The 22,717-nt window shown below is 37.1% G+C and carries 17 protein-coding genes; 9 read left to right on the top strand and 8 right to left on the bottom strand.

The window, feature by feature from the left end; translation table 11 throughout:
- Positions 1–4: 4 nt before the first annotated feature.
- The 3 genes from ACPF63_RS23565 to ACPF63_RS23575 all read right to left on the bottom strand — a co-directional run bounded on the left by ACPF63_RS23565 (position 5) and on the right by ACPF63_RS23575 (position 5,994).
- Positions 5–3,163: a SusC/RagA family TonB-linked outer membrane protein gene (locus ACPF63_RS23565; protein WP_426481514.1), complete on the bottom strand. Its 3,159-nt coding sequence runs from the start codon at positions 3,161–3,163 to the stop codon at positions 5–7.
- 330 nt (positions 3,164–3,493) lie between these two features.
- Positions 3,494–5,071: a hypothetical protein gene (locus ACPF63_RS23570; RefSeq protein WP_228408894.1), complete on the bottom strand. Its 1,578-nt coding sequence runs from the start codon at positions 5,069–5,071 to the stop codon at positions 3,494–3,496.
- A 128-nt stretch (positions 5,072–5,199) separates the two neighbouring features.
- Positions 5,200–5,994, bottom strand: coding sequence for an SDR family oxidoreductase (locus ACPF63_RS23575; RefSeq protein WP_180564723.1), 795 nt, complete (start codon positions 5,992–5,994; stop codon positions 5,200–5,202).
- A gap of 396 nt (positions 5,995–6,390) precedes the next feature.
- Between ACPF63_RS23575 and ACPF63_RS23580 the strand changes: the two genes are divergently transcribed.
- The 3 genes from ACPF63_RS23580 to ACPF63_RS23590 all read left to right on the top strand — a co-directional run bounded on the left by ACPF63_RS23580 (position 6,391) and on the right by ACPF63_RS23590 (position 12,719).
- The gene (locus tag ACPF63_RS23580) at positions 6,391–9,279 is read left to right on the top strand and encodes a SusC/RagA family TonB-linked outer membrane protein (RefSeq protein ID WP_426481515.1); all 2,889 of its coding nucleotides are present in this window, start codon (positions 6,391–6,393) and stop codon (positions 9,277–9,279) included.
- A gap of 25 nt (positions 9,280–9,304) precedes the next feature.
- Positions 9,305–10,813, top strand: coding sequence for a RagB/SusD family nutrient uptake outer membrane protein (locus ACPF63_RS23585; RefSeq protein WP_426481516.1), 1,509 nt, complete (start codon positions 9,305–9,307; stop codon positions 10,811–10,813).
- 73 nt (positions 10,814–10,886) lie between these two features.
- On the top strand, positions 10,887–12,719 hold the full coding sequence (locus ACPF63_RS23590) for an alkaline phosphatase (RefSeq protein ID WP_426481517.1): 1,833 nt from the start codon (positions 10,887–10,889) through the stop codon (positions 12,717–12,719).
- A 163-nt stretch (positions 12,720–12,882) separates the two neighbouring features.
- Here ACPF63_RS23590 and ACPF63_RS23595 read toward each other — a convergent pair whose 3' ends face one another.
- The 5 genes from ACPF63_RS23595 to ACPF63_RS23615 form a co-directional block, all read right to left on the bottom strand.
- Positions 12,883–13,878 carry a phosphatidylinositol-specific phospholipase C gene (locus ACPF63_RS23595; RefSeq protein ID WP_426481518.1) on the bottom strand — a complete coding sequence of 332 codons (996 nt, stop codon included), beginning with the start codon at positions 13,876–13,878 and terminating at the stop codon, positions 12,883–12,885.
- Positions 13,879–14,105: 227 nt separating this feature from the next.
- The gene (locus tag ACPF63_RS23600; RefSeq protein ID WP_426481519.1) at positions 14,106–14,786 is read right to left on the bottom strand and encodes a hypothetical protein; all 681 of its coding nucleotides are present in this window, start codon (positions 14,784–14,786) and stop codon (positions 14,106–14,108) included.
- Between the two features lie 74 nt (positions 14,787–14,860).
- Positions 14,861–16,084, bottom strand: a complete 1,224-nt coding sequence (locus tag ACPF63_RS23605) for a 3-phosphoshikimate 1-carboxyvinyltransferase (protein WP_426481520.1) — start codon at positions 16,082–16,084, stop codon at positions 14,861–14,863.
- 71 nt (positions 16,085–16,155) lie between these two features.
- Complete coding sequence (locus ACPF63_RS23610; RefSeq protein WP_047385875.1) at positions 16,156–16,482, bottom strand: nucleotide pyrophosphohydrolase; 327 nt, start codon at positions 16,480–16,482, stop codon at positions 16,156–16,158.
- Positions 16,482–17,891: a hypothetical protein gene (locus ACPF63_RS23615; RefSeq protein ID WP_426481521.1), complete on the bottom strand. Its 1,410-nt coding sequence runs from the start codon at positions 17,889–17,891 to the stop codon at positions 16,482–16,484. The genes ACPF63_RS23610 and ACPF63_RS23615 overlap by 1 nt, the downstream gene beginning before the upstream one ends.
- 183 nt (positions 17,892–18,074) lie before the next feature.
- On the opposite strand from ACPF63_RS23615, the gene ACPF63_RS23620 reads away from it, so the two are divergent.
- The 6 genes from ACPF63_RS23620 to ACPF63_RS23645 all read left to right on the top strand — a co-directional run bounded on the left by ACPF63_RS23620 (position 18,075) and on the right by ACPF63_RS23645 (position 22,672).
- Positions 18,075–18,326 carry a type B 50S ribosomal protein L31 gene (locus tag ACPF63_RS23620; protein ID WP_002976190.1) on the top strand — a complete coding sequence of 84 codons (252 nt, stop codon included), beginning with the start codon at positions 18,075–18,077 and terminating at the stop codon, positions 18,324–18,326.
- Positions 18,327–18,431: 105 nt separating this feature from the next.
- Positions 18,432–19,592: a GlmU family protein gene (locus ACPF63_RS23625; RefSeq protein WP_426483242.1), complete on the top strand. Its 1,161-nt coding sequence runs from the start codon at positions 18,432–18,434 to the stop codon at positions 19,590–19,592.
- Between the two features lie 100 nt (positions 19,593–19,692).
- Positions 19,693–20,202 (top strand): RNA polymerase sigma factor, encoded by a 510-nt coding sequence (locus ACPF63_RS23630; RefSeq protein ID WP_047385893.1) that lies wholly within the window; start codon positions 19,693–19,695, stop codon positions 20,200–20,202.
- Positions 20,177–20,854 (top strand): hypothetical protein, encoded by a 678-nt coding sequence (locus ACPF63_RS23635; protein ID WP_426481522.1) that lies wholly within the window; start codon positions 20,177–20,179, stop codon positions 20,852–20,854. Before ACPF63_RS23630 ends, ACPF63_RS23635 begins: the two co-directional genes overlap by 26 nt.
- Before the next feature lie 16 nt (positions 20,855–20,870).
- Positions 20,871–22,157: a GIN domain-containing protein gene (locus ACPF63_RS23640; protein WP_426481523.1), complete on the top strand. Its 1,287-nt coding sequence runs from the start codon at positions 20,871–20,873 to the stop codon at positions 22,155–22,157.
- Between the two features lie 11 nt (positions 22,158–22,168).
- On the top strand, positions 22,169–22,672 hold the full coding sequence (locus tag ACPF63_RS23645; RefSeq protein ID WP_077418771.1) for a DUF4252 domain-containing protein: 504 nt from the start codon (positions 22,169–22,171) through the stop codon (positions 22,670–22,672).
- Positions 22,673–22,717 lie beyond the last annotated feature (45 nt).

A 22,717-nucleotide genomic window follows, 5' to 3' on the forward strand; every position in this document is an offset into this window, starting at 1 on the left:
TTAGTTAAAACTTAAGATTAAATCCGATTCCGAACCATCTGCTGGACGGATCCTGGATATCATTAGCGATATCTCCACTTCTACCTGATCTGATCTGGAAATCCGGATCGGAGTAAAGGTTCTTCGATTTTTTCCACATGGCTAAGTTGTAGGCAGAAATATTGGCAGTGAAACCTTTCACCATCCCTTTCGGATTAAGCAGCGAAGAAAAATCATACTCCAATACTACAGATCTCAGCTTGATGAAAGTTCTGTCAAAAACGTTGGCAAACTCTTCACTTTCATCCTGCGTTACCCTTGCCTGGTATGGATAATTCTGTGCCCAGTCCTGGAAACTGATAGCTTTTGTGTGCGGAGTATAAAGACCGGTAGCAGGATTGTAATTAACTCCATCCGGCACAAAATAATATGTTCCCGGATTGGCATATTCAAGATCTCTGTACGCTACAGAATTAGGATGTTTTCCTCCCCACCACATCTTCTCAACAACCTGCGACCTCATCACACCTCCGATGCTTCCATCAATTCCTATATTTAAAGAGAATTTTTTGTATTTAAACGTGTTGTTGAAACCAAAAGTCCAGTCCGGATTGAAATGTCCCAGGTTACTTGGGGTATTGGCTCTTGTCGGCATTCCTGAATTGGCATCAAGAATTACTTTTCCGTCCGGAGACTTTTGCCATGTATAGTCATAATAACTGTCCATTCTTTCGCCTAACTTAATATTTTTGTAGTTCGGCATATTATCATAAATGGAAGTAAGCTTTTGCTCATATGTACTCCAGTTGATCAAGGTTTTCCAGGTGAAATCAGAGGTTTTTATGGGAACTAAACCTAACGAAACTTCAAATCCTTTCGTAGTATATTCATTTCCGTTTACATATTGTGAAGTGAAACCTGATGATTCAGCAGCCGGGAATTCAAGAATGTTATTATAATCTAATGTTCTGAAATAAGTAGCATCTAAAGTAATCCTGTTGTTCAGGAAGCCGGCACTTAATCCTAGCTCATAAGATTTTGTCTGTTCAGGTTTCAGAGAGTTTTCTACATTCAGCGTGGTAGGATAATAAGAAGTAGGATTTCCGTTGAATGTAATTCCCTCATTATTCAGATAATAATTTCTGATGGAATAAGGCTGGAAATCATACGCCACTTTAGCCCATGAAGCAGAAAGCTTCAACATATTGATAGACTCAGGTAATTTTACCAGGTTTGAAATAACAGCACTGATGGATGCAGAAGGGTAGAAGTAAGATCTGTTGGCCTTAGGAAGGGTAGAAGACCAGTCATTACGTCCTGAAATATTGATGAAGAAAGCGTTGTACAATCCGATATCAATCGTTGAATAAGCACTATAAATCAACTTTTCCTTCAGATAGGTATAATTTTTAAGCGCTCCGATAGAGTTTTCAAATGTGTATACTTCAGGAGTTCTCAATCCGTCCGTAGATCTTTCATTGTTATTGTTTTTGAAATAAAAAGCTGAACCTCCGGCATTGATTGTGAAATCAAAGTTTTCAGATATCTTTTTCTTGTAAGTAGCCAGAACATCATAGTTAAGATTCCATGTTTTATTATCTTTCAGAATATATCCTCCACTTCTTGGCGCACTGTAATTGAAATAAGAATAAGGACTTAGTATTTCCGTTTTGCTGTGGTTTTCCACGAGGGATATTTTCCCTTTTACTGAAAGATCCTGAGTAGCCTTATATTCTAATCCTGTCTGAGCATTGATGATATTCGTTCTGTTCTGATTTTTATAATACTCAGCGCCGAACCATGGGTTGTTGTACCATGCATAGTTCCAGTTGGCCTGTGCTCTTCCTTCTTGTCCGGGAATCCACATATGATTTTTCAGTGCCTTTCCATCTACGTCGCCTCCCATCCAGATCAGAATGGTATACATATGTCCGCTTGGGTTGTAATCGTAGTTAGGGACATTAGGCGTAAAAGCCTGATTGAAATTGAATTTCGTATTAAAGATTAATTTATCCCCCAAATGGTTTTCAGACGAAAAGTTGAGCCCATATTTTTGAAGATAAGAATTCGGAACTCTGTCATCGTAGTTCATGAAGTTTCCTGAAAACCTGTAGATATCTTTATTATTTCTATAGCTTATGGCGAAATTATTGTTGTTGATAACCGCAGGCTTTAAGAATGTGCTTAAGTTATCGTGGTATTTCCAGTCAATGGGAACTCTTTCATACCTTGATTTATTATCATATTGAGTTCCTGTCACTGCTCCATACCATGGAACTACCTGTCCTGTTACTTTATCTCTGATCGGGCTGTTCCATTGGGCAATTTGTAAACCAGGAACGAATTTTGGTCCCCAGATCATATCCCCGTCATTCACCCCGCCATCGGCTCCGTCCCAGAATTCGTACTTTCCATGAGATCCGTTTCCGTATTCCGTTTGGGTTTTTGGAAGATTGGTAAATCCTGCCGTAATCATGGTGTTCTGAGAAAACTCTACAGAGAATCCTTTCTTCTTAGCTGTTTTTGTTGTTATCAAAACGGCTCCGTAACGGCCTCTTGAACCATACAGTGCAGAAGCGGTGGCACCTTTCAGTACATTGATATTCTCAATATTGTTTGGATCTAAATTCTGAAAAACTTCCTTTTCTACAATTACTCCGTCAATCACAAAAACTACATTGGAATTTCCTCTCAAGGTAAATTGTGGTGCCTGCTGCATTCCTGTCGGATTGGAAACACTCAGACCGGCAACCTGTCCTGAGAATAAATTACCAATACTCGGTGTTGTAATGGTTTCAAACTGTTTGGTTCCCACTTCCTGGGTAGAATAACCGATTTTTTCTTTCTTCTTGGCAATACCTAATGCGGTGATGACAACCCCTTCAATCTGCTTTTCGTTTGGCTTTTTTAAGACAACAGAATACTGTTTTTTTGAAGAAACCTCAACGGTATAAACAGAAAAATCAGGAGCAAAAAACTCAAGAATGTCTTTCGGGTTTGCAGAAATGGTAAAATTACCATTTTCATCTGTAGTGGCAGTCTTTCCTGTATTTTTATCAGTGATGTTTACACCGGAAACACTAGAGCCGTTTTCTGATTTTACATTTCCGGAAATATTGATTTCCTGTGCGGAAAAATATAGAGGAAGTAAAAAAACGGCAAAAGTAGCTAGAGTCTTCTTCATTTTTTTTGAAGGCAAATTTAGCGGAGCACTGTTACCTGTACTTTAATGATGTATTAAAATAAAAATACGATTTAATATTTTTTAACATGAAGAGTTAATAGAAAGGTAAAATGAAAAATATCCTTTGTATGGGAATTTTTGTTTTATTCTATAAGTATTACTATAAGGTAGGAAGCTGGAAGAGCGAGGCTGGAAGTTACTGTGGTGTTGTCAACTTCTTGCAATCCTTAGTAATAAATTTTGAAAAAACTTCGGTCTTATGAAAGAAATAAATTGCGAAACCAAGACTCCGATAACTTCTATCTTCCAGCTTCCTTCTTCTTTTCTTTTTTAAAACCTGCTCAGGATTCCCCAGTGAATTTTGGTATCATTAAACTTAAAAGGATTTCCAAACTCGTTACCATTAGACAGCTGAAAGCTCATCAGACCGATAGGAATGAAGAAATTGAAACCGAGTCCGACACTGTAGAGTTTGGGCCTTACATTCAGTGATTTATTATTAAGCTGTCCATATTGTCCAAAGATGTCGAAGAATGCCTGACTGCCAATCAGATACCGGTATTCCAGACTTCCATAATAGTAGAAATCGGCTGCCAGTGATTTTTCATTGAATCCCCGCATGGAGTTCCAGCCCCCGAAACGGTATAATTCGTTGGTGGTGAACTCTACTTTAGAATCCATCATGGCACCTTCTCCCTTAATGTTCAGGAAGTGGTTTCCGGAGATATGGTAATTGTGTTCTCCAAAGAAATAAAACTGGTTTTGGTTGGCTTTGATATTGTCTTTAGAATAGGTGGTTGTTAAAAAATCGTAACCAGCATTGATCCTTGTCTTATAAAGGAAAAGGTCAATATCAGTAGGCTCTGTCATTTCAAACCATACTCCGAGTCCCTTTTTGTTATAATCTTTCCCCTGCACATACAGCGTGTCAATAATGGTAGAGGATTCCAAAGTTGCCCTTAAACCTATTTTGTTACGGTTGTTGATATGGTAATAGAAGGCAGGCAGGAATTTTACATTGGCAAATGTAGAATCCTGGCGATAGATATTCACTTTTGCATTCATCCCGACATTCGATTTGAACAGATATGGGATATCCACCTGAAGATCGAAAGTCTGCCCTCTATCCGGGTTTCTCTGCCAGTATAAATTGACGGTTTCAAAACCGTTGAACATATTCCTGAAATTTACATTCATGGTTCCGTTTAACGTAAACTTGGAGGTTTTGTCATTCCCGAAACCGATTACTCCGTCAAAAGTATTGGTCTTTTTCTTTTCCAGGAACAGGTAAATACTTGTAGAGTCTTTTGTAAATAAAGTTTGCGGCTGCCGTTCAAGAGTCAGAAAAGGATGGCTCTGAAATGTTTTATTGATGGCCAAAAGATTTTTATCATCGTAGTTTTTGCCTTTAAATTCCTTTTCAAGATTTTTGATGAATCTTTTAGGAACTTTTTCATATCCTTTTACGACAAAATTATTGATCGTTCTTTTATCGTTCTTGTTAATGTCAAGTTCTACGATGGGGTAGCCGTTTTTCTGTCCCTTATATTTGGATTTGATTCTGCTGAAAGAATATCCGTCATCAATATAAGTTTTGTTGATGCTTTTCTTGGTGGAATCTAAGTTTTTAGTGAAAAAATCTTTCTGAATCTTTAGCTTCTGAACAAGAGAATCAGTAAGGTTTACATAGGTTTCATTGAAATTCTTGCCTTTGTCAAAGAAAATTTCAGTGCTGTCACCCTTTACTTTTACATCCTTAAGTTTGGTAAAGAAATAATTATTCTGAGCTAATGAATCCAGAAACTTTACTGCGGAAGTAGAATCTTTTACTTTTTTCCTGACATTGGTTTCTGTATCAATCAGCCAATACTGCTTTTTCTGCGCTTGTGTAAAAACGCAGAACAGCACAAAAAATATTTTTAAAAGTAATTTCAATTTATCATTCTGAATGTGAAGAGGATTGAGAAATCTTCAGTACAAAAGATTCTTCACTGCATCGCATTCTGTTCAGAATAACTATGCGCCCTATCAATCAACTAATTTTTATCCAGTTTATTATATTTTTTCATTAAATTCTCATAAGTTCCCTGTGGAAGAATCCATTTCAAAGGAACCCCGATTTTCTGCCCGAATTTACCAAAATAATAATGAGCTTTCCACTTATTTTTTGCTAAAAGTTTTTCAATGTATTCTGCAACTTCCAAAGGTTCAGTTCCATCGTTCACATGAGAGTTCATCAGAGCATATACTTTATCAAAAACATTTTTATAAGGTTGGGATACCTGGGCAATAACTCTGTTGTCTGCAATATTGGTTTTGATATCTCCCAAATGCAGTGAACATACTTCAATATTCCAAGGGTATACTTCATACCTCATTGCTTCCGTTACTTTATCCAGCGCAGATTTTGAAGCCGAATAAAATCCGCGGAAAGGCAGACCCATCTCACTTCCGATGCTGGAAACATTGATGATCTTCCCAAATTTGTGTTCACGCATTTTCGGAAGAACAGCGCTCATCATCTGTACAGGTCCGGCAAGATTCAGGCTGAACAATTTTAAAATATCTTCTTTCGTAGAATCTTCAACGGCTCCTACCATTCCCATTCCAGCATTATTGATCAGAACATCAATTCTGGATTCTGTTTTTAAAACCTCAGCGATAGCATTCTGAACGGCTGTGTTATCGGTAACATCAGTGGGTATAGATCTGAAATACTCACTTTCTGTATGCTTTCTGCTTAATCCGTATACTTTATGCCCTTTTTTACCAAAATATTCGGCCAATGCAAACCCGATTCCTGATGAGGTTCCTGTAATAATGATGGTCATTGAATTCGTATGATTTTTAATGTTTTTATTTTTCTTCTGATACCAGTGAGACGTTTTTAAAGGTCTGTGTTCAAAAGTAAAATCTATTTTCAGCAAATGTAAAAAAAGAAAAATGAACTCAGTTATTTATTATTCCTGAAATAATTTTAATGATTTACTGATCTATTGCTATCGGTTCATAATAAACTTAAGACAAACTTAATCTCAATTCTGCATGCAATATCAGAGAAATGATTACTTTTAATTACTTATGTAATTGATATACAGTGTTTTACTTACGTCGTGTGGTAGGTGGTGTCTTAAAAAAGCTAAAATTTATTAATAAAAACATAAGGAAACCTTAATGGGGCGGGGGAGCGGACTGATCTAATTTTGCACCTAATCAAAAAGGAGATCATGAATGTATTTAAAATCCCTGTCTCAGTAACGTATTTAACGGGAAGGGTATTACTTATTGGTGCAATATCAGCTTCACCGATGTTCCTCGCTCAGAAAAAAGACAGCTTAAAAGAAAAATCCATCGACGAGATTGTTGTTGTAGGATACGGAACACAGAAAAAAAGTAAAGTTTCCGGTGCTGTTTCGGAGGCTTCGCTGGATAAGCTTACTTCCAGATCTTTGTCTGGTGTAGGAGAGGTTCTTCAGGGTAAAGCTCCCGGAGTAACTGTAGTGAACGAAGGTGGAGATCCTAACGGCTCACCTAAAGTAAATATTCGTGGTCTGGGAGGAATCAATGGAGAAACTCCTCTTTATGTGGTAGACGGAGTAGTTTTTAATGGAACACCCTCTATTAACCCAAATGATATACAGGATATTTCTGTACTTAAAGATGCTTCTGCAGCCATTTATGGAGCAAGATCTTCCGGAGGGGTTATCCTGATCACCACTAAAAAGGGGAAAAAAGGAAATCTTACAGTAGATTTTGATGTAAAATATGGGGTGAACCAGGCATGGAGGCTAAAAGAGTCTCTGAATGCAGCGGAATTTCAGGATGTAATGTACAAAGCATATGAAAATGCCGGGAAACTGGGAAGCTTACCCATTGCTTTTAATCCTAACCAATATCCGGACGGAAGAATTACCAGAACAGACTGGATGAAAGAAATTTTCAGAACAGGAACTATTCAGGAATACAATGTTAACCTAAGCGGAGGAAGTGAGAAATCCAGATATTTTGTGGGAATGAACCATAGAAACCTGGAAGGGATCTTACTGAATACGCAGGCAAAACGATATAATTTCAGAGTCAATTCTGAACATAAAGTAAAAGACTGGCTGACGATTGGAGAAAATATGTATTATAATTACTCTGACGGCAATACAGCAGATACAAAAAATGGTTATACGGGAGCTTTAGTGGCTGCAATGTACTATCCACCGAATGTTCCGGTATACACACCAAGCGGAGCTTTTTCCGGATTACCAATTGATGTGGCAGGAGGTTATGGGGATATGATCAATCCGGTAGCTTATCTTAAAAGGATCAGTATCAGAAATCCTACGCATGAGATCTTGATCAATCCATATGCTGAGATTACGTTGGCTAAGGATTTAAAATTCCGTTCTAACTTTTCGCAGACTTTTAAACTGGGTGATGTAAAAAACTTTACCTATAGAGTATTGGAAGTCGGGAAGATTTTTGATACGAATAATTTAGAGTACCAGTCCAATAACTCATCTACAGCACTTGCAGAGCAATTGCTTACCTATAAAATTGCTGCAGGAAAACATAATTTTGATTTCCTGGGAGGGTTTACGTTCCAGAAAACAATTGATGATGGTTTTGTAGCAAAAGCCTATGATTTCAGAAGTGAAGCTGAGGTTTTCCAACATCTTCAGAATGCTGCAGATACCAATAAAGATGTTTCCAGTTACAGATTCAAGCAATCTTTGGTTTCTTATCTGGCGAGAGTAAATTATGACTATGCAGGAAAGTATATCATAAGTGTATTGGGAAGACGTGATGGTTCTTCACTGGTAGCAAAACAGAACAGATTTGCTAACTATTATGCGGTTTCCGGTGCATGGGTAGTTTCGAAAGAAAATTTTATGAAAGATATTTCATGGCTTTCCAGTCTTAAACTGAGAGGAAGTTATGGTATTCTGGGTAACCTTGGAGGGATTTCTCCACAAGCTGTTAATCCATTAATGACCAGAGATAATAATGTGATTTTCGGACAGGATCCTTCTCAAAATATTGCTTATTACGCCACTACACGTCCGAACCCGGATCTGAAATGGGGGAAATCTGAGCAGACTAACTTTGGGGTAGATGCTTCATTCCTTCACAACAGCCTTTCTTTACAGTTTGATTATTTCGTAAAGAATTCCAAAGATCAGATTTTCAATGTAAGCTTACCAAGTACGGCAACATATAATAATCAGTATGTGAATGCAGGATTATTTCAGGATAAAGGATTCGAGTTGGGAATCAATTACAACAAAGTAGTTTCTGATGATTTCACATTCTCTGTCGGAGCTACAATGAGTCAACTAAAAAACACGGTGAAGCAGCTTGCCAATGTGGATGAGATCTTTATCAATGATAATGGAGTAAGAGGTGTGCTGAAACCAACCCGCGTGAAAGTGGGTGATCCTCTCTATTCTTTCTATGGTTACAAGACCGGAGGAATTTTCCAGACTCAGGAAGAGATCAACAATTATAAAGATGCCAACGGAAACCTTATCCAGCCGAATGCAAAACCAGGTGATATCAAGTTCCTGAAGAAAGAAGGTAACACAGGAGTGCTTAATAATAATGACTTTGTTAATCTTGGTAGCCCATACCCTAAGTTTTCTTATGGATTTTCTTACAACATGACATGGAAAAACTTTGATCTGAACTTATTCTTCCAGGGCGTATACGGAAATAAAATATTCAACGGGATGAAGTTTATTTCTTTGAACCCGGGTGGTACAGGGCAGAACTACAACATGGATAAAGATATCCTGAATGCATGGACTCCTCAGAATACGAACACCGATATTCCAAGACTGGTACACGGAGACCCAAGCGGTAATTATTCCAAAGTATCGGATTTCTATGTGGAAGACGGATCTTATCTAAGGCTGAAGAACCTTACCATTGGTTACTCATTACCAAAAGAATTGTACAGCAAGCTGGATGTGAATAAGGTGAGAATCTATATGACTTCCAATAACCTGTTTACGATTACGAAATATACAGGATTTGATCCTGAAGTAGGAATGAATTCTTATGGTGTAGATACCGGAAGATATCCTCAGGCACGCTCATTCATCTTTGGGGTGGAGATCGGGTTATAATTTTTAACTAACAAAAAAGTAAAAAATGAAATTTTTCAATAAAATATTTTTAGTATCAGGAATATCCGTAATGCTTTTATCATGTACAGGAGAGTTGGATGTTCAGCCGGAAGGAACACCTACTGAAGCCAGTTTCTGGAAAACGGAAAATGACCTGATTACCGGTGCTAATGCCATGTATAAACCTTTGTTCGACGGTGAATTTTACGGAAGAGGACTATTTTGGTTTATCAACGCCAGTGATGATATGGTAACCGGAAGAGCAAAGAGCGAAGCGGATAACGCAAAAAACTTCAGCAGTAATTACATCGCAGCGGGAGATCTTGAAACTCAATGGAACAAAAGATATAATGTAATTGGGGTGGCCAACCGTGTGATCCGTAATATTGATAACATCCAGACTTCACAGACCATTAAAAATAAATACCTGGGAGAAGCTTTGTTCATGAGCAGCAGAATGTATTTTGAACTTTCTTATTCTTACGGAAATGAAAAAGCGGGAGTGCCTATTATCGACCGTTCTAAGGATCCTGATCCAAACCCGATTCCGAGAGCAGCCAATGTGATGGAGAATTACACCTACATTGTAAACGACCTGAAAAGAGCAGCAGAATTATTACCTACTCAGGCAGAACTTCCTGCAAAAGATTATGGCAGACCACATAAAGCTGCAGCATGGGCACTTTTGGCAAAAGTATACTTGTTTATGAAAGACTGGAAGAATGCAGAATTCTGGGCTAATGAAGTGATGACAAAAGGAAACAGAGCTTTGCTGGGTAATTTTGCTGACGTCTTCAAAGCTGAAAACAATTACAGCTCAGAATATATCTGGTCTGTCCCCGGGACACCTAAGTTTACAGCATGGGGAAGTATTCTTCCGGGCGTAATGCTTGAAAATAAAGGATGGGGCGAATATAACGGATGGGGATATTTTCAGCCTACAAAAGAACTTTATGACGAATATGAAACAGGGGATCTTAGAAGAAGTGCATCCATCCTGAAAATAGGTGACAAATTTACCTTTAACGGGAAAGAAAGAATATATGCTTCTACCAATTCACTTACCGGATATCAGTTCAATAAATATATGGATGCTTTCAAATATCAGCTTAACAGCGGTCATGTGAGTGCCAACGGAGATTATCCGTGTACGGATCTTGCCGTTCCGATCATGCGTTATGCTGAGGTTATCCTTATCAAAGCAGAAGCTGCATTGATGCAGGGGAAATCTGCAGACCAGGAAATCAATATGATCAGAGTACGTGCAGGTTTATCTCCGAAAAACGGATGTACAATGGCAGATCTTAAACATGAAAGACGCTGTGAGCTGGCAGGTGAATGGGCAGACAGACACAGAGACCTTGTACGTTGGGGAGATGCACAGGCAGCTTATGCCAAGCCTCTGCATGGTATTAACGGACAGGAGGTTTGGGCAGCAAGAAATTTTAATCCAGCTGTACATAATGTTTGGGCAGTTCCGCAGGCTGAAATCGTAAACAGTCATGGAATCATCAAGCAAAATGAAGGCTGGTAACATCTTAATCTTATATATTATCCACTATATCATTGCAGAAACTTCTGTGATGATATAGTTTTTTACAGAAATTATGAAACGGAAACTATCAAAAATTTTGGCTGTACTGGCCCTGGCTGTTTTTTCTGAAAATCAGGCACAGAATTATTTAAACTACAATGTTGGCAATGCACATTCACATAATGATTACATGCAGGAGATCCCTTTCTGGCAGGCTTACTATGCCAACTTTGGTTCCATAGAAGCAGATGTATTTCTGGTAAAAGGAAATCTTTGGGTAGCTCATACCGAAAAAGAACTTTCTGCAGACAGAACACTGGAAAACCTTTATCTCGATAATATTTCAAAACAGATTAAGCTGAACAAAGGGAATATCTATCCGGATGCCGGCAAGAAACTCCAGCTGCTGATTGATATTAAGCAGGATTATAAAACATCACTGGATGCTTTGGTGGCTACATTAAAAAAATATCCTGAGATCACGGGAAATTCAGGAATTAAAATTGTGATTACCGGCGGAAGACCCCAACCGACAGATTTTAAAAACTATCCAGACTATCTTTACTTTGATGGAGATCTTGACAAAAATTATTCTGCAGACCAGTTAAAAAGAGTAGGAATGTTCAGTGCAGATCTTCCCGGATTGGTAAAATGGAATGGAAAAGGAATCCCAAGAGACGAGGAAACAGCAAGGATTAGAACTGCTGTTGAAAAAGCACATTCCCAGCAAAAACCAGTGCGTTTTTACGGGGCTCCGGACTTTCCTAATGCATGGGTGAATTTTATGGATATGGGAGTAGATTATATCAATACCGACCATATTCCGGATCTAAAAAAATTCATGAACTCTATCCCGAAAAACTTTTATAAAAATACAAAAGAATACAGCACCTATACTCCGACTTACGCATCAGACGGAGTGGTTAAAAAGGTAAAGAATGTGATCCTTCTTATACCAGACGGAACTTCTCTTCCGCAATACTATGCTGCCTTTACAGCCAACAAAGGAAAGTTAAATGTTTTCAATATGAAATCTACAGGACTTTCCAAAACCAATTCATCCAATGCCTATATTACAGATTCAGCACCGGGTTCTACAGCATTTGCAACAGGAGTGAAAACTAAAAATACTTTTGTAGGAGTTGACAATATAGGAAAAGCACTCGCACAAATTCCTGATATTATCGCTGAGAAAGGAATGGTCTCCGGATTGATTTCTACGGGTGATGTTACAGATGCAACGCCTGCTGATTTCTATGCACACTCAGACAATAGAAATAGTTCCGAACCTATTTTGAAAGATTTCGCAGCTTCAAAAACGAGAATTCTTATCGGAGGCCCTACAAACGGATTGTCTCAGGAAAATGTACAGAAATTTAAAGATGCCAAAGTCGATTTGTATAAAGATTTGAAATCAGTTACTGCAATTAAGAACCGTACTTTGGTGATTGATCCTCTGGCTTCACAAAGAATAGCCAACGGAAGAGGAAACTGGCTTTCCGATGCGTTCGATCTTACCTTAAATGATTTAAAGAATAATAAAAACGGATTCTTTATGATGATAGAAGCTTCTCAGACTGATGGAGGAGGTCATAGCAACAATATTGAGCAGTTGGTTACAGAATTACTGGATTTTGATCATGTGGTTGGTAAGGCAATGAAATTTGCTGATGAAAATAAAGAAACCCTGGTAATCGTGGTGGGAGATCATGAAACAGGTGGTTTGACGCTATTGGACGGAAGCCTGAAGGATGGATGGATATTCGGAAACTTCAGTACGAATGATCATACCTCCATTCCGTCAAGTGTTTTTGCATACGGCCCGAACTCTAAAGAATTTACAGGATTATTTGAAAATACAGAGATTTTCAACAAGATATTGGCAGCCTACGGAATACAGAAATAACTTTTGATTTTAATACTTTTACTTTTACAAAGAGAGACCGTTTCAAAAAACGAAACGGTCTTTTTTGTGTATTGATTTAAAGCCAGAGATAAAACAAGAACAAAATTTAAAAAGGCTGCCTCAAAAAAGAAACAGCCTATAAATATATCTAACAAATAATGAATTAGAAATTGGTCTTCACGATTAATTCAGACAGTTCCGCATTTACAAAGTCAATCGGCATTATTCCATATGAACCCTGAGTATTTGTCTGGAAGAAGGTCTTAAGTTTTGGATTAATGGTATTGGATACTGTAGGAATACTTGGAATCCCAAAAATTCCCGGTTTATAACCGCTGGTGAAATTCACGAAAAGCTTTCCGTTAGTATCATTTTTGGCTTCATTAAGCAGGCTGGAAATTCCATTCCACTTATCATCATTGTTGGTAACCTTATAATAATCCTGAACTTTTAATTGTACGCCGGAATTGTTGATATCAAATGTCGTATTATCTGCCCACGGAGAAGCATTGATTCCTTTAGTTGTTCCTGAAGAAAACCTTCTCAACAATTTGATCTTTCCTCTTACAGCTCCTAATGTAGGAATGTTTGCCCCAAGATCCCATTTAGAAGGGTTTTTCTGTACATAAGAATCAAAGGTCTGCTCAAAACTTCTGGTAGTGTTGGATGCGTCATATTCTTCCTTTACAGACATGATAATTGTTTCTGATGGATGGCTGTTAAGGAACGTATAGCAGGCATTAAGCACATCATCAAAATTCAGATTTTGGTAAATCGCACCGTGATGAATGGTGAAAGAATTGTCAATATGTCTGCAACGGATATCCAGAAAACGGACTCCTGCATTCAGTTGTTCTGCAATGCTGAGGTCTTGGGTTTTAGCCGTACCTGATACAACAGGAGCATCTACACGTGCACCGGAATCATGAGTCCCGGGAATAGAGATTTTTGAAATTGAAATATTATCCTGAAGACCAGACATCCAGCTATTCATGGCAATAGGTAATAATGAAGCTTTATTACTTGTTTTTGCTAAAGAGGCTGCAAGAGTTTCATTATCTCTTTCCATCATGTTGTCATTTGAACAGGAAAAGAAGATCGACACAGTAACAACCCCAAGAGTGATGGCTGTAAAACGTTTCATGCTTTGTTTGAACATAGTTTTTTATTTTTTAATGCAGCTTAAAAATAAGAATATATCAAAATAGGAGGAGTTAATTTAATCTTAAGAGATGATTAAGTTGCTATAAAGCCAGGAAGTTGGGGGATGGATGGTGGAAAAAGAGAAATCGATAATAATTAAATAGTAATGGATTTACAGTAAAGCAGCTATGATAGATCAACCGCCTAACAGTAACCTCCAGCACCCAGCTTCAATCTTCCATCTTAAAACACAAAATCCTCCTTCGACCCGGGAACTTTGAACTTGTGGTCTCCGATAGGGAAATCATTCATTTTAATAAGAGCCGGGAATTTATGAGAAAACTCTTTGTGTGAGTTTTCAGGTACTTTGGTGTCATCATCACAGGATGAATATTCTCTATCAACAATTACTTGCCCTGTAGAAAAATTGATTTCATTTGTAAAACTGAATTCACAGGTGTCTTCAAAATGATCGTGCGAACCTATCAGATAAAAATCTCCGTTCTGAAATCTGAAGGTATGTTTATATTGCTGGGTATGCCTTGAATTGGTAAAAAACTGCTGTTCAATAATAAGACAGTTATTTTTTATATTGATTTCAAGAGTATTATCAGAAGGATAAAATCCGAATCCGCTTGAAAAAAGGAGAGTAGAATTTTCTTTCCATACTTTCAGACTTCGATTTTCATTTTTGAGAATATAGAAAACTCTTTTATAATCATTTGTGCCTTCCAGATTTTGCTTGTCTGATGCTTTTATATTCGTATTAAATATCAGGATAGTTTCATCTTTTCCATCTTTGTCAAGATCGCCCTTGGCTTCTGCAATTTGGGTATAACCTTTCGGAACCGAAAAATTTTTCAGATTCTGAGCAGATAAGCTCGTCACAGATAAGAAAATCAAAAAGTGAAAGGCGGATTTCATGATTATCAGTCTAATTAAAAATGTGGTAATCCGAAAAAACAATCATCTTCAAATTACCACACTTTATAGTTTAATTAATGAATCAGTATACTTTCAAGATCTTTCCAAAACATTGGATAAGATTTTTCTACTACATCTTCATCTTCAATATTCAGTTCTTTAATCAGGCAGAACGGAGCAAAACTCATTGCCATTCTGTGATCCTGATACGTTTTGATAGAAATATGATCCTGTGGCTCTCCAAAACGGATTGATTTAATCGTTAAATCTGTAATTTCTGTTTCAGTGCCCAGTTTTTCAAGCTCATTATATAAGGCAAGAAGTCTGTCGGTTTCTTTTACTCTTAAAGTTCCCAATCCGGAAATATCAAAAGGTATTTTTAAGGCTGCGGCTGTTACACAAAGAGTTTGTGCAATATCAGGACAGTCATTCATATCCAGGATAATTTTTTCCGGAAAAGAAAAACCTGGCTGAGGTTCCAGCGTTAGTTGATGCTCATCTTCAGAGAATGTTGTTTTGATTCCGAAGAACTTCTCATAGATATTGGCAATTGCAGAATCTCCCTGCGTTGACTCTTTGTAAAAACTTTTCAGGTGGATGGTTTCTCTTCCCAAAGCACAGATAGAGTAGAAGTAAGAAGCCGAACTCCAGTCACTCTCCACTTCATAATGTACTTCTGCATTATGGTCAGGAGTGAAAGGTTCTACTTTGATCGAATTTCCTTCAAAACTGCTTTGGATACCAAATTTTGTCAGAATATCAAGGGTCATTTCAATATAAGACCTAGATGTAACCTTCCCTACAAGATTAATTTCCATTCCGTTTTCAAGTTTTCCTGCAACAAGAAGCAGAGAGGTAATAAACTGGCTGGAAATATTGGCCGGAACATTCACAGAAGTCTGGGTGATCTTTTTTCCTGTAATTTTTAAAGGAGGAAAGCCTTCATTCTCCAAATACTCAATTTCTACCCCAAGATCCCTCAAGGCACTTACCAGATTTTTGATCGGTCTTTCTTTCATTCTTCCTGAGCCGGTAAGAATAGTAGTCTTTCCTTCCTGGATAGAATAATAAGAAGTAAGAAAGCGCATTGCCGTTCCTGCATGGTGAATGTCTACCACTTCTGTATTTTCAGATAATGCTTTTTTCAGCAACCGAGTATCCTGAGAATTGGATAGATTTCCGATTTTTATATTGCTAAACAGACTTTCCAGAATCAATAAACGATTCGAAATACTTTTCGAACCGCTGATCTGTACTGTTTTTCCTCCTGATAACTTTGATTTTTCTAGCTTCTTCATTATTATCTACATGATATTAAAAAAATTATGAGTTACAAATTCATCTATAATTCATAACTCATCATTTATAATTATTTCAATTTTTCATTATTCTGATGCCGGTCTTTATCCCGGTCAGTCTTGATTTTCATTTTTCTGTCAAAAGCGTCCTGTAAATTAACTCCCGTCTGATTAGCCAGGCATAATGTTACAAAAAGTACATCAGCCAGTTCTTCGCCAAGATCTTTTGTTTTATCGCTTTCCTTTTCGCTTTGTTCACCATACCTTCTGGCAATGATTCTTGCTACTTCACCTACTTCTTCTGTCAGCATCGCCATATTCGTAAGCTCATTAAAGTATCTTACGCCAATGGTTTTGATCCATTCATCAACCTGCTGTTGTAACTGGGTAATTTCCATTATTGATAAGCTCCCAGCGTTGGGTTTGTAGTTCTGGATACATTCACAATATCGAAAGGTACTGTTGCTGCAACAGCCGCATTTCCTTTTCCAAGAGCTGGAGAACCTGGTTTTACCCTTAAATTCATTTTAGCCATAAAATAGTTGACAAACTGTGGATCAGTATTCTTGGTTGTTTGTATCACGTTTGGATTATTGTCAAAAGTGAAACCTGCTCCTGTTGCACTGGTATATTTTATTAATGAATTTTGAAGTAAGAATTCAAACTGCTGTCCCGGAGTCTGTTCAAAATGAATAGCATCATCCCTATCAGAATATATGATACTGTTTTTAATATCAAGCAGCTGTAAAGCACCCTGTTCTGATTGTCCTGCATCATTCTTCCATTCATTGGCTGCAAAAATTCCGCTTCTGTCAAAAGAGCTCATTGTTCTGGAATAATTGGCAATCGTAGCGTGAGTATAGCTGTGTTTTCCTCCTCTGAAAATACCGATACATGATAAACCGCAATTGTTCATCACAAGGTTATTGGCATTCACAGTAGAACCTACCGCATAGATACCGTATTCAAAGAAAGTATGAATGAATGAATTGGTGATGGTAGCATTGGTTTGTCTCATATCAAAACCTCTTGTTCCTCCGAAAAGTCTTGCATGGTTCATCTTGAGCGTAGAATTTGCTTCCATTTTAATAGAATTCCAGTTTTTAGGAATCGTATCATAATAAGGATCATTTCTGTCTCCACGAAGAATAACCTGATCGGCCTGAGTTCCATTGATATTTAAAACAGCTCCCGAAGAAACTTTCATTCCACTGTTTTTGTGGAAGTATACCTTAGTTCCAGGATTTATGTCCAGTGTTACACTTGGGTTGATGGTAAGATTCCCGTAGATGATCTTTGCTTTATTGTTATTCCATGTAGTGGAATTGGTAATTTCATTAGGGTTGCCGGGAGTCTGAATAAAAAATTCAGCATCCTGAACTACAGAAAATAAGGTCACATGCTGCTGTCCTGCAGGCCCTGTGAAAATAACTTTGTCCTCAGCAATCGCTTCTGGTCCGGTAGCTTCAGGGGCAATTTCAACAAAAATATAAAGACTGTCTTTCTTTCTTAAAGGAACATTTTGAAAATCATATCCAGGTTTTCCATCTACATTGATTCTATATAATGATGCGGCACCTTTCTCAAGATTTACTCTTGGGATCATGATATCCTTATCTTCATTATTATATACTTTTACTACATAGGTTTCTGAACGTACCTGATGATATACCGTATCACAGAATACCGTGTCTCTTGAGAAACCTAGCTGCTGCGTAGGGCTGTCAAACGTAATATCATCCTTATTACATGATACTGCTACAAGTAATATCCAGAAGGAAAAAGCCAGTAATAATTTGAATTTCATTGAAATTAAGGTTTAAGTAAGTTCCAAATTTAACGAAAATACTTTAAATTTCTTACCAATAAAAAAAAATGAATTCAGTATTTGGAATTTTAAAAAAATGTTGTATTTTTGCAACCTAAAATTTAGCAGAGAAATATCCATTACTATTTCGAAAGCAAACTTAATTTTTTTAAAAATAGTATTATGAAAAACGGAATCCACCCAGAAAATTATAGACTTGTTGTTTTCAAAGATATGAGTAACGACGAGGTGTTTCTTTGCAAGTCTACTGCAGAAACAAAAGACACTATCGAGTACGAAGGACAAGAGTATCCACTAATCAAAATGGAAATCTCTTCAACTTCTCACCCTTTCTACACTGGTAAAGTAAAACTAGTTGACACTGCAGGTAGAGTTGATAAGTTCATGAACAAATACAAAAAATTCGCTAAGTAATTTTTGTATACTTAAAAATATAGAAGTCTTCCAATTTTTTGGAAGACTTTTTTTATTGTAAATTTGTTAACCTTGAATTTTAAACTTTAAACCAAAAACTGAATGATGCAGTTAGTATTTTCAGACGCACAATATTGGGAAGATTTTCTTCCGCTTACCTTTACCCGCCCCGTTGCTGCCATGCGATGCGGAATTCTTACATTCTCCGAAAGATGGCAGAAAATCCTTGAAAACACGGAAATTTCTTACTTCACGGAAACGTATCTTCAGGATAAATTTAAAAGTCCGGAGGAAAAAGAAAGTCTCTTTTTAGTTCCGAATTTCATTCCTACAGAAACCGTAATTCAACAGATTAAAGATCTTAAACTGGGAGAAGCGTTGGTTTATGAAGATGAATTGATCGCCGCTAAAATCAATATGAAAGATTTCTCTCTGAATCAGATTGAAAAAATGACAGACATTAAGGAGGATCTTATTTTCTTTAAAAGACCAAAAGATCTGTTTACCTATAATCATCATGCTATTGATTTTGACTTTGATCTGCTTACCAAAGGAAGAACTTCACAGGAGTTATCTTCAACCAATGGTTTTTTAGGAGATAAAAAAGATCTGTTTATTGAAGAAGGTGCAGAAATTGAATTCTCTACTTTAAATACTAAGACCGGGAAAATTTATATCGGTAAAAATGCTGAAGTAATGGAAGGTTGTCATCTTCGCGGACCGATTACTCTTGGAGAAGACTCTAAGTTTAATCTAGGAGCTAAAATATACGGAGCAACGACTATCGGTCCACATTGTAAAGTGGGAGGAGAAGTGAATAATATTATCATTTTTGGCTACACCAGTAAAGGACACGAAGGTTTCGTTGGAAACTCTGTAATTGGGGAATGGTGCAATTTCGGTGCTGATACCAATTCTTCCAATCTTAAAAATAATTACAGCCATGTAAAACTGTGGAACTACAGAACAAAAGCTTTTGAAGATACGGGCTTACAGTTTGCTGGTCTGATCATGGGAGATCATTCCAAAACAGCAATTAACACTCAATTGAATACCGGAACGGTGATAGGAGTAGCATCCAATATATTCAAACCTGGTTTTCCACCCAATCTTGTGGAAAACTTTTCATGGGGAGGATTGAAAGATGATGAAAGATTCAGGCTGGATAAAGTATATGAAGTGGCAGAAAGAGCTATGGCGAGGAGAAAAATCCCTTTAACAGAAGAGGATAAAGCAATTTTGAAACATATTTTTGATACGTATTAATTCGATTATAATAAAAAACTTCAATTTTTTTTGAAGTTTTTTTATTTTTGATGTAATAGATATGTAACGGCAGTTGTCTTACCTATAAGAAACAAAACTCATGACCCAAGAAACTTTCAAGAATACGGTGTTTATTCTCAAAGACGAGATGTATCGTTTTGCGAAGCGGTTTGTCATGAGCAGTGATGAAGCAGAAGATGTAGTGCAGGATCTCATGATAAAGTTTTGGCAGAAGAGGGATGAGCTGGGGCAATTTGGGAATTTTAAATCCTATGCGCTGAAGTCTGTCCGGAACGAATGCCTGAACCGGCTGAAACATCACGATGTAAAGATCGGCTTTGCGGATATGCAGCTTCACCGCTCGGAGCTTTATAGTATGGAAGTTGATAACCTTAAGGAACATATTATAGGATTTATCAATCAGCTCCCCGAAAAACAGAAGATGGTCATCCACTTGAAAGATGTAGAAGAGTATGATGTTTCTGAAATTTCTGAAATGCTGGAAATGGAGGAAAATGCAGTAAGGGTAAACCTGATGCGTGCGAGACAAAAAGTAAAAGAACAAATCTCACAACTGATGAGCTATGAAAAAAGATCAATTACAAGATAAATACAACGAAGTCTTCCGGGATATTAAGGAAGAAAAAATGGACTGGAGTTTTGAAGACTTTCTTCAGACTGCAGAAGGTGCGGAGCCTGAACAGAATGCAACACCTGTTATTCCATTGCAAGAAAAGAAGAAACCCTCCTTTCCTAAATGGTTCTGGATGGCCGCCAGTGTAATGCTGGTCTTAAGTATCGGATTTTTCCTGAATAACAGTAATAAGAATGCGCAGGATAAAGAAAAGCTGGTAAAAGATGAAATCTTAAAGCAGAAGTCCGGATTCATTGAAGAAAACAGTGATCACCAGGAACAGGTTGCCATAAATCATACAGATTCTATTTCCGGTGTGAAAAAAGATTCTGTTTTTCAGGATAACCAGGTAGCGGAAAAAGATGTAATGGATGAAATCCTTCCAAAAAGAGGAAGACTTAAAAAGGAAACAAGACCCAGATACGTAAGTAATTCCTCAAACAGTAAAAGTGTAAATGATTCTGCATCAGCTTACAATGAATCTTATGTAATTGTAAACGGCAAAAGAATCAGCAGTGAAAAAGAAGCCATAGATGTTGCTAAATATTCCTTTATGAAATTAGGAACTGAGTTTAAAAAAACAGTAGCATCTTCTCAAAAAAATGAAAATCTTGACAGCGAATACTAAAAATCAGAACAATCCCATGAAAAAAATATTTTTTATAATAGCCGTAATGCTAAGCAGCTTTGCAACTTATTCTGCACAGACTGAGAAATTAGACAAGCTTTTTCAGGATTTTGAAAAAAAGGGTAGAGTGACCTCTATCAATATTAAAAAACCGATGTTCAAGCTATTGAATACCATTGATGTTGATGATGCCTATGTCGGAAAAATAAAACCGATTTTGAACGATGTGGATGGGCTTAAAATTTTAATTATTCCTAAAATTACCTTCCCAGATCGTTTAAAAGATGAGAATCTTGCCAATATAAAAATGAACGAGGATAAAACGGCGAGAATAAATGATGCCTTAAAATCATTAAACTTCAACGAGCTGATGTCTATGAGCAGCGATGGAACTTCTATGAAATTTCTGGCTGAAGATGAGAAAGATAACTATCTTGAAAATTTGGTGTTCAATGTTGATTCCAAAGAAGAAAATATTATTTTTATCCTTAATGGAAAAATGAAATTATCTGATGTTAACAAGATTATTAATTCCGGCGAAACAACCACTTCTTCTGTAACAACTTCCGTGAGAAATGATCTTACTTCGGGTAATACATCGTCTTACCTGAATGGAGATAACAGAAATGTGGGTGAATTTTCCAAGATAGATGCCAGCGTAGGAGTAAATGTTACCTATAAACAGGAAAATACAAAAAGTGTAAAAGTTATTGCGGATGCTGATAAGCTTCAATATGTGATCACAAAGGTGGAAAACGGAGTTTTAAAAATATATGTTGACAATAAAGGAGTTCGGAACCTGAGATTTAAAAATCTTAACGTCAATGTTTCTGCTCCTAGTATTAACGCTATAAAAACATCATCAGGAAGTGTCTTTACAGCTGTGAATCCGGTTACAGAAAACAGTTTGGCAATTGAAGCAGATTCTGGTTCTATTATTAAAGGAACATTCAATGTAAAAGATGCTACAGCAGTGCAGGTAAGCTCAGGATCTGTACTGGATGTTGATATTAAAACGCCAAAGCTTGCATTGGATACTTCCAGTGGCGCAAGTGTTAGTATATCCGGAGAGGCGGCCTCTGCCGTAATTGATATCAGCAGTGGAGCCTCTTGTAAAGCAGATGATCTTAAGATCACTACAGCAGTGGTAGAATCTACTTCAGGAGCAAGTCTTTCCTTACTGGTAACAGATAAGCTGAAAGTAAGTGTTTCATCTGGAGCAGCAGTAAAATTGAGAGGAAACCCTGAACTGGATGCCAAAGTAGATAAAATTTCAGGAGGAAGTTTCAGACAAATCAAATAAAAAACTAAACGATGAAGACTCTTAAAAACATTTTTCTCGCTATTCTGACAATAGGTATGCTTCAGTCGTGTATTGTATCAGAAAAGCCGAATATCGATTTTTTTCAAAATTCAAAATATGATTTCAAAGGAGCGCGGTTTGCAAGTATTAATGTACCCATGGCTCTTGCTAAATCGTATATTAAGAAAGCGTTAAGGGAAGAAGGAGAAAGTGAGGAAACAGTCAACCTGGTAAAGAAAGCTTCAAAAATAAAAGTTCTTACCGTAACAAACGGGAGTAAGGAAATGCTGAATGATTATAGCCAATATTTGAGTGATAATCACTACGAAGAATGGGCTACCATTAAGCACGATGGAGATAATGTCAATATAAAGGTAAAACAAGACGGAGAAGCTATTAAAAATATGCTGATCACTGTAGGTTCCAATAGCCAGGATATGGTTTTTGTGGATGTGAAAGGGAACTTTACTCCTGATGATATTTCAAAAATGATTAATTCAGTTTCTGCTAAATAATCCTTGCACTAATCTCAAAACTTTCGCAGCCTGGAAAAACTAATA

The sequence above is a fragment of the Chryseobacterium sp. R2ACT005 genome, from assembly GCF_049949215.1.
Taxonomy (GTDB): Bacteria; Bacteroidota; Bacteroidia; order Flavobacteriales; family Weeksellaceae; genus Chryseobacterium.

Bases quoted from the DNA above. Each gene is read 5' to 3' on its own strand.
- ACPF63_RS23620 (WP_002976190.1), top strand. From the start codon at position 18,075: ATGAAAAACGGAATCCACCCAGAAAATTATAGACTTGTTGTTTTCAAA.
- ACPF63_RS23645 (WP_077418771.1), top strand. From the start codon at position 22,169: ATGAAGACTCTTAAAAACATTTTTCTCGCTATTCTGACAATAGGTATG.
- ACPF63_RS23625 (WP_426483242.1), top strand. From the start codon at position 18,432: ATGCAGTTAGTATTTTCAGACGCACAATATTGGGAAGATTTTCTTCCG.
- ACPF63_RS23600 (WP_426481519.1), bottom strand. From the start codon at position 14,786: ATGAAATCCGCCTTTCACTTTTTGATTTTCTTATCTGTGACGAGCTTA.
- ACPF63_RS23605 (WP_426481520.1), bottom strand. From the start codon at position 16,084: ATGAAGAAGCTAGAAAAATCAAAGTTATCAGGAGGAAAAACAGTACAG.
- ACPF63_RS23565 (WP_426481514.1), bottom strand. From the start codon at position 3,163: ATGAAGAAGACTCTAGCTACTTTTGCCGTTTTTTTACTTCCTCTATAT.
- ACPF63_RS23575 (WP_180564723.1), bottom strand. From the start codon at position 5,994: ATGACCATCATTATTACAGGAACCTCATCAGGAATCGGGTTTGCATTG.
- ACPF63_RS23585 (WP_426481516.1), top strand. From the start codon at position 9,305: ATGAAATTTTTCAATAAAATATTTTTAGTATCAGGAATATCCGTAATG.
- ACPF63_RS23580 (WP_426481515.1), top strand. From the start codon at position 6,391: ATGAATGTATTTAAAATCCCTGTCTCAGTAACGTATTTAACGGGAAGG.
- ACPF63_RS23630 (WP_047385893.1), top strand. From the start codon at position 19,693: ATGACCCAAGAAACTTTCAAGAATACGGTGTTTATTCTCAAAGACGAG.
- ACPF63_RS23615 (WP_426481521.1), bottom strand. From the start codon at position 17,891: ATGAAATTCAAATTATTACTGGCTTTTTCCTTCTGGATATTACTTGTA.
- ACPF63_RS23640 (WP_426481523.1), top strand. From the start codon at position 20,871: ATGAAAAAAATATTTTTTATAATAGCCGTAATGCTAAGCAGCTTTGCA.
- ACPF63_RS23635 (WP_426481522.1), top strand. From the start codon at position 20,177: ATGAAAAAAGATCAATTACAAGATAAATACAACGAAGTCTTCCGGGAT.
- ACPF63_RS23590 (WP_426481517.1), top strand. From the start codon at position 10,887: ATGAAACGGAAACTATCAAAAATTTTGGCTGTACTGGCCCTGGCTGTT.
- ACPF63_RS23610 (WP_047385875.1), bottom strand. From the start codon at position 16,482: ATGGAAATTACCCAGTTACAACAGCAGGTTGATGAATGGATCAAAACC.
- ACPF63_RS23595 (WP_426481518.1), bottom strand. From the start codon at position 13,878: ATGTTCAAACAAAGCATGAAACGTTTTACAGCCATCACTCTTGGGGTT.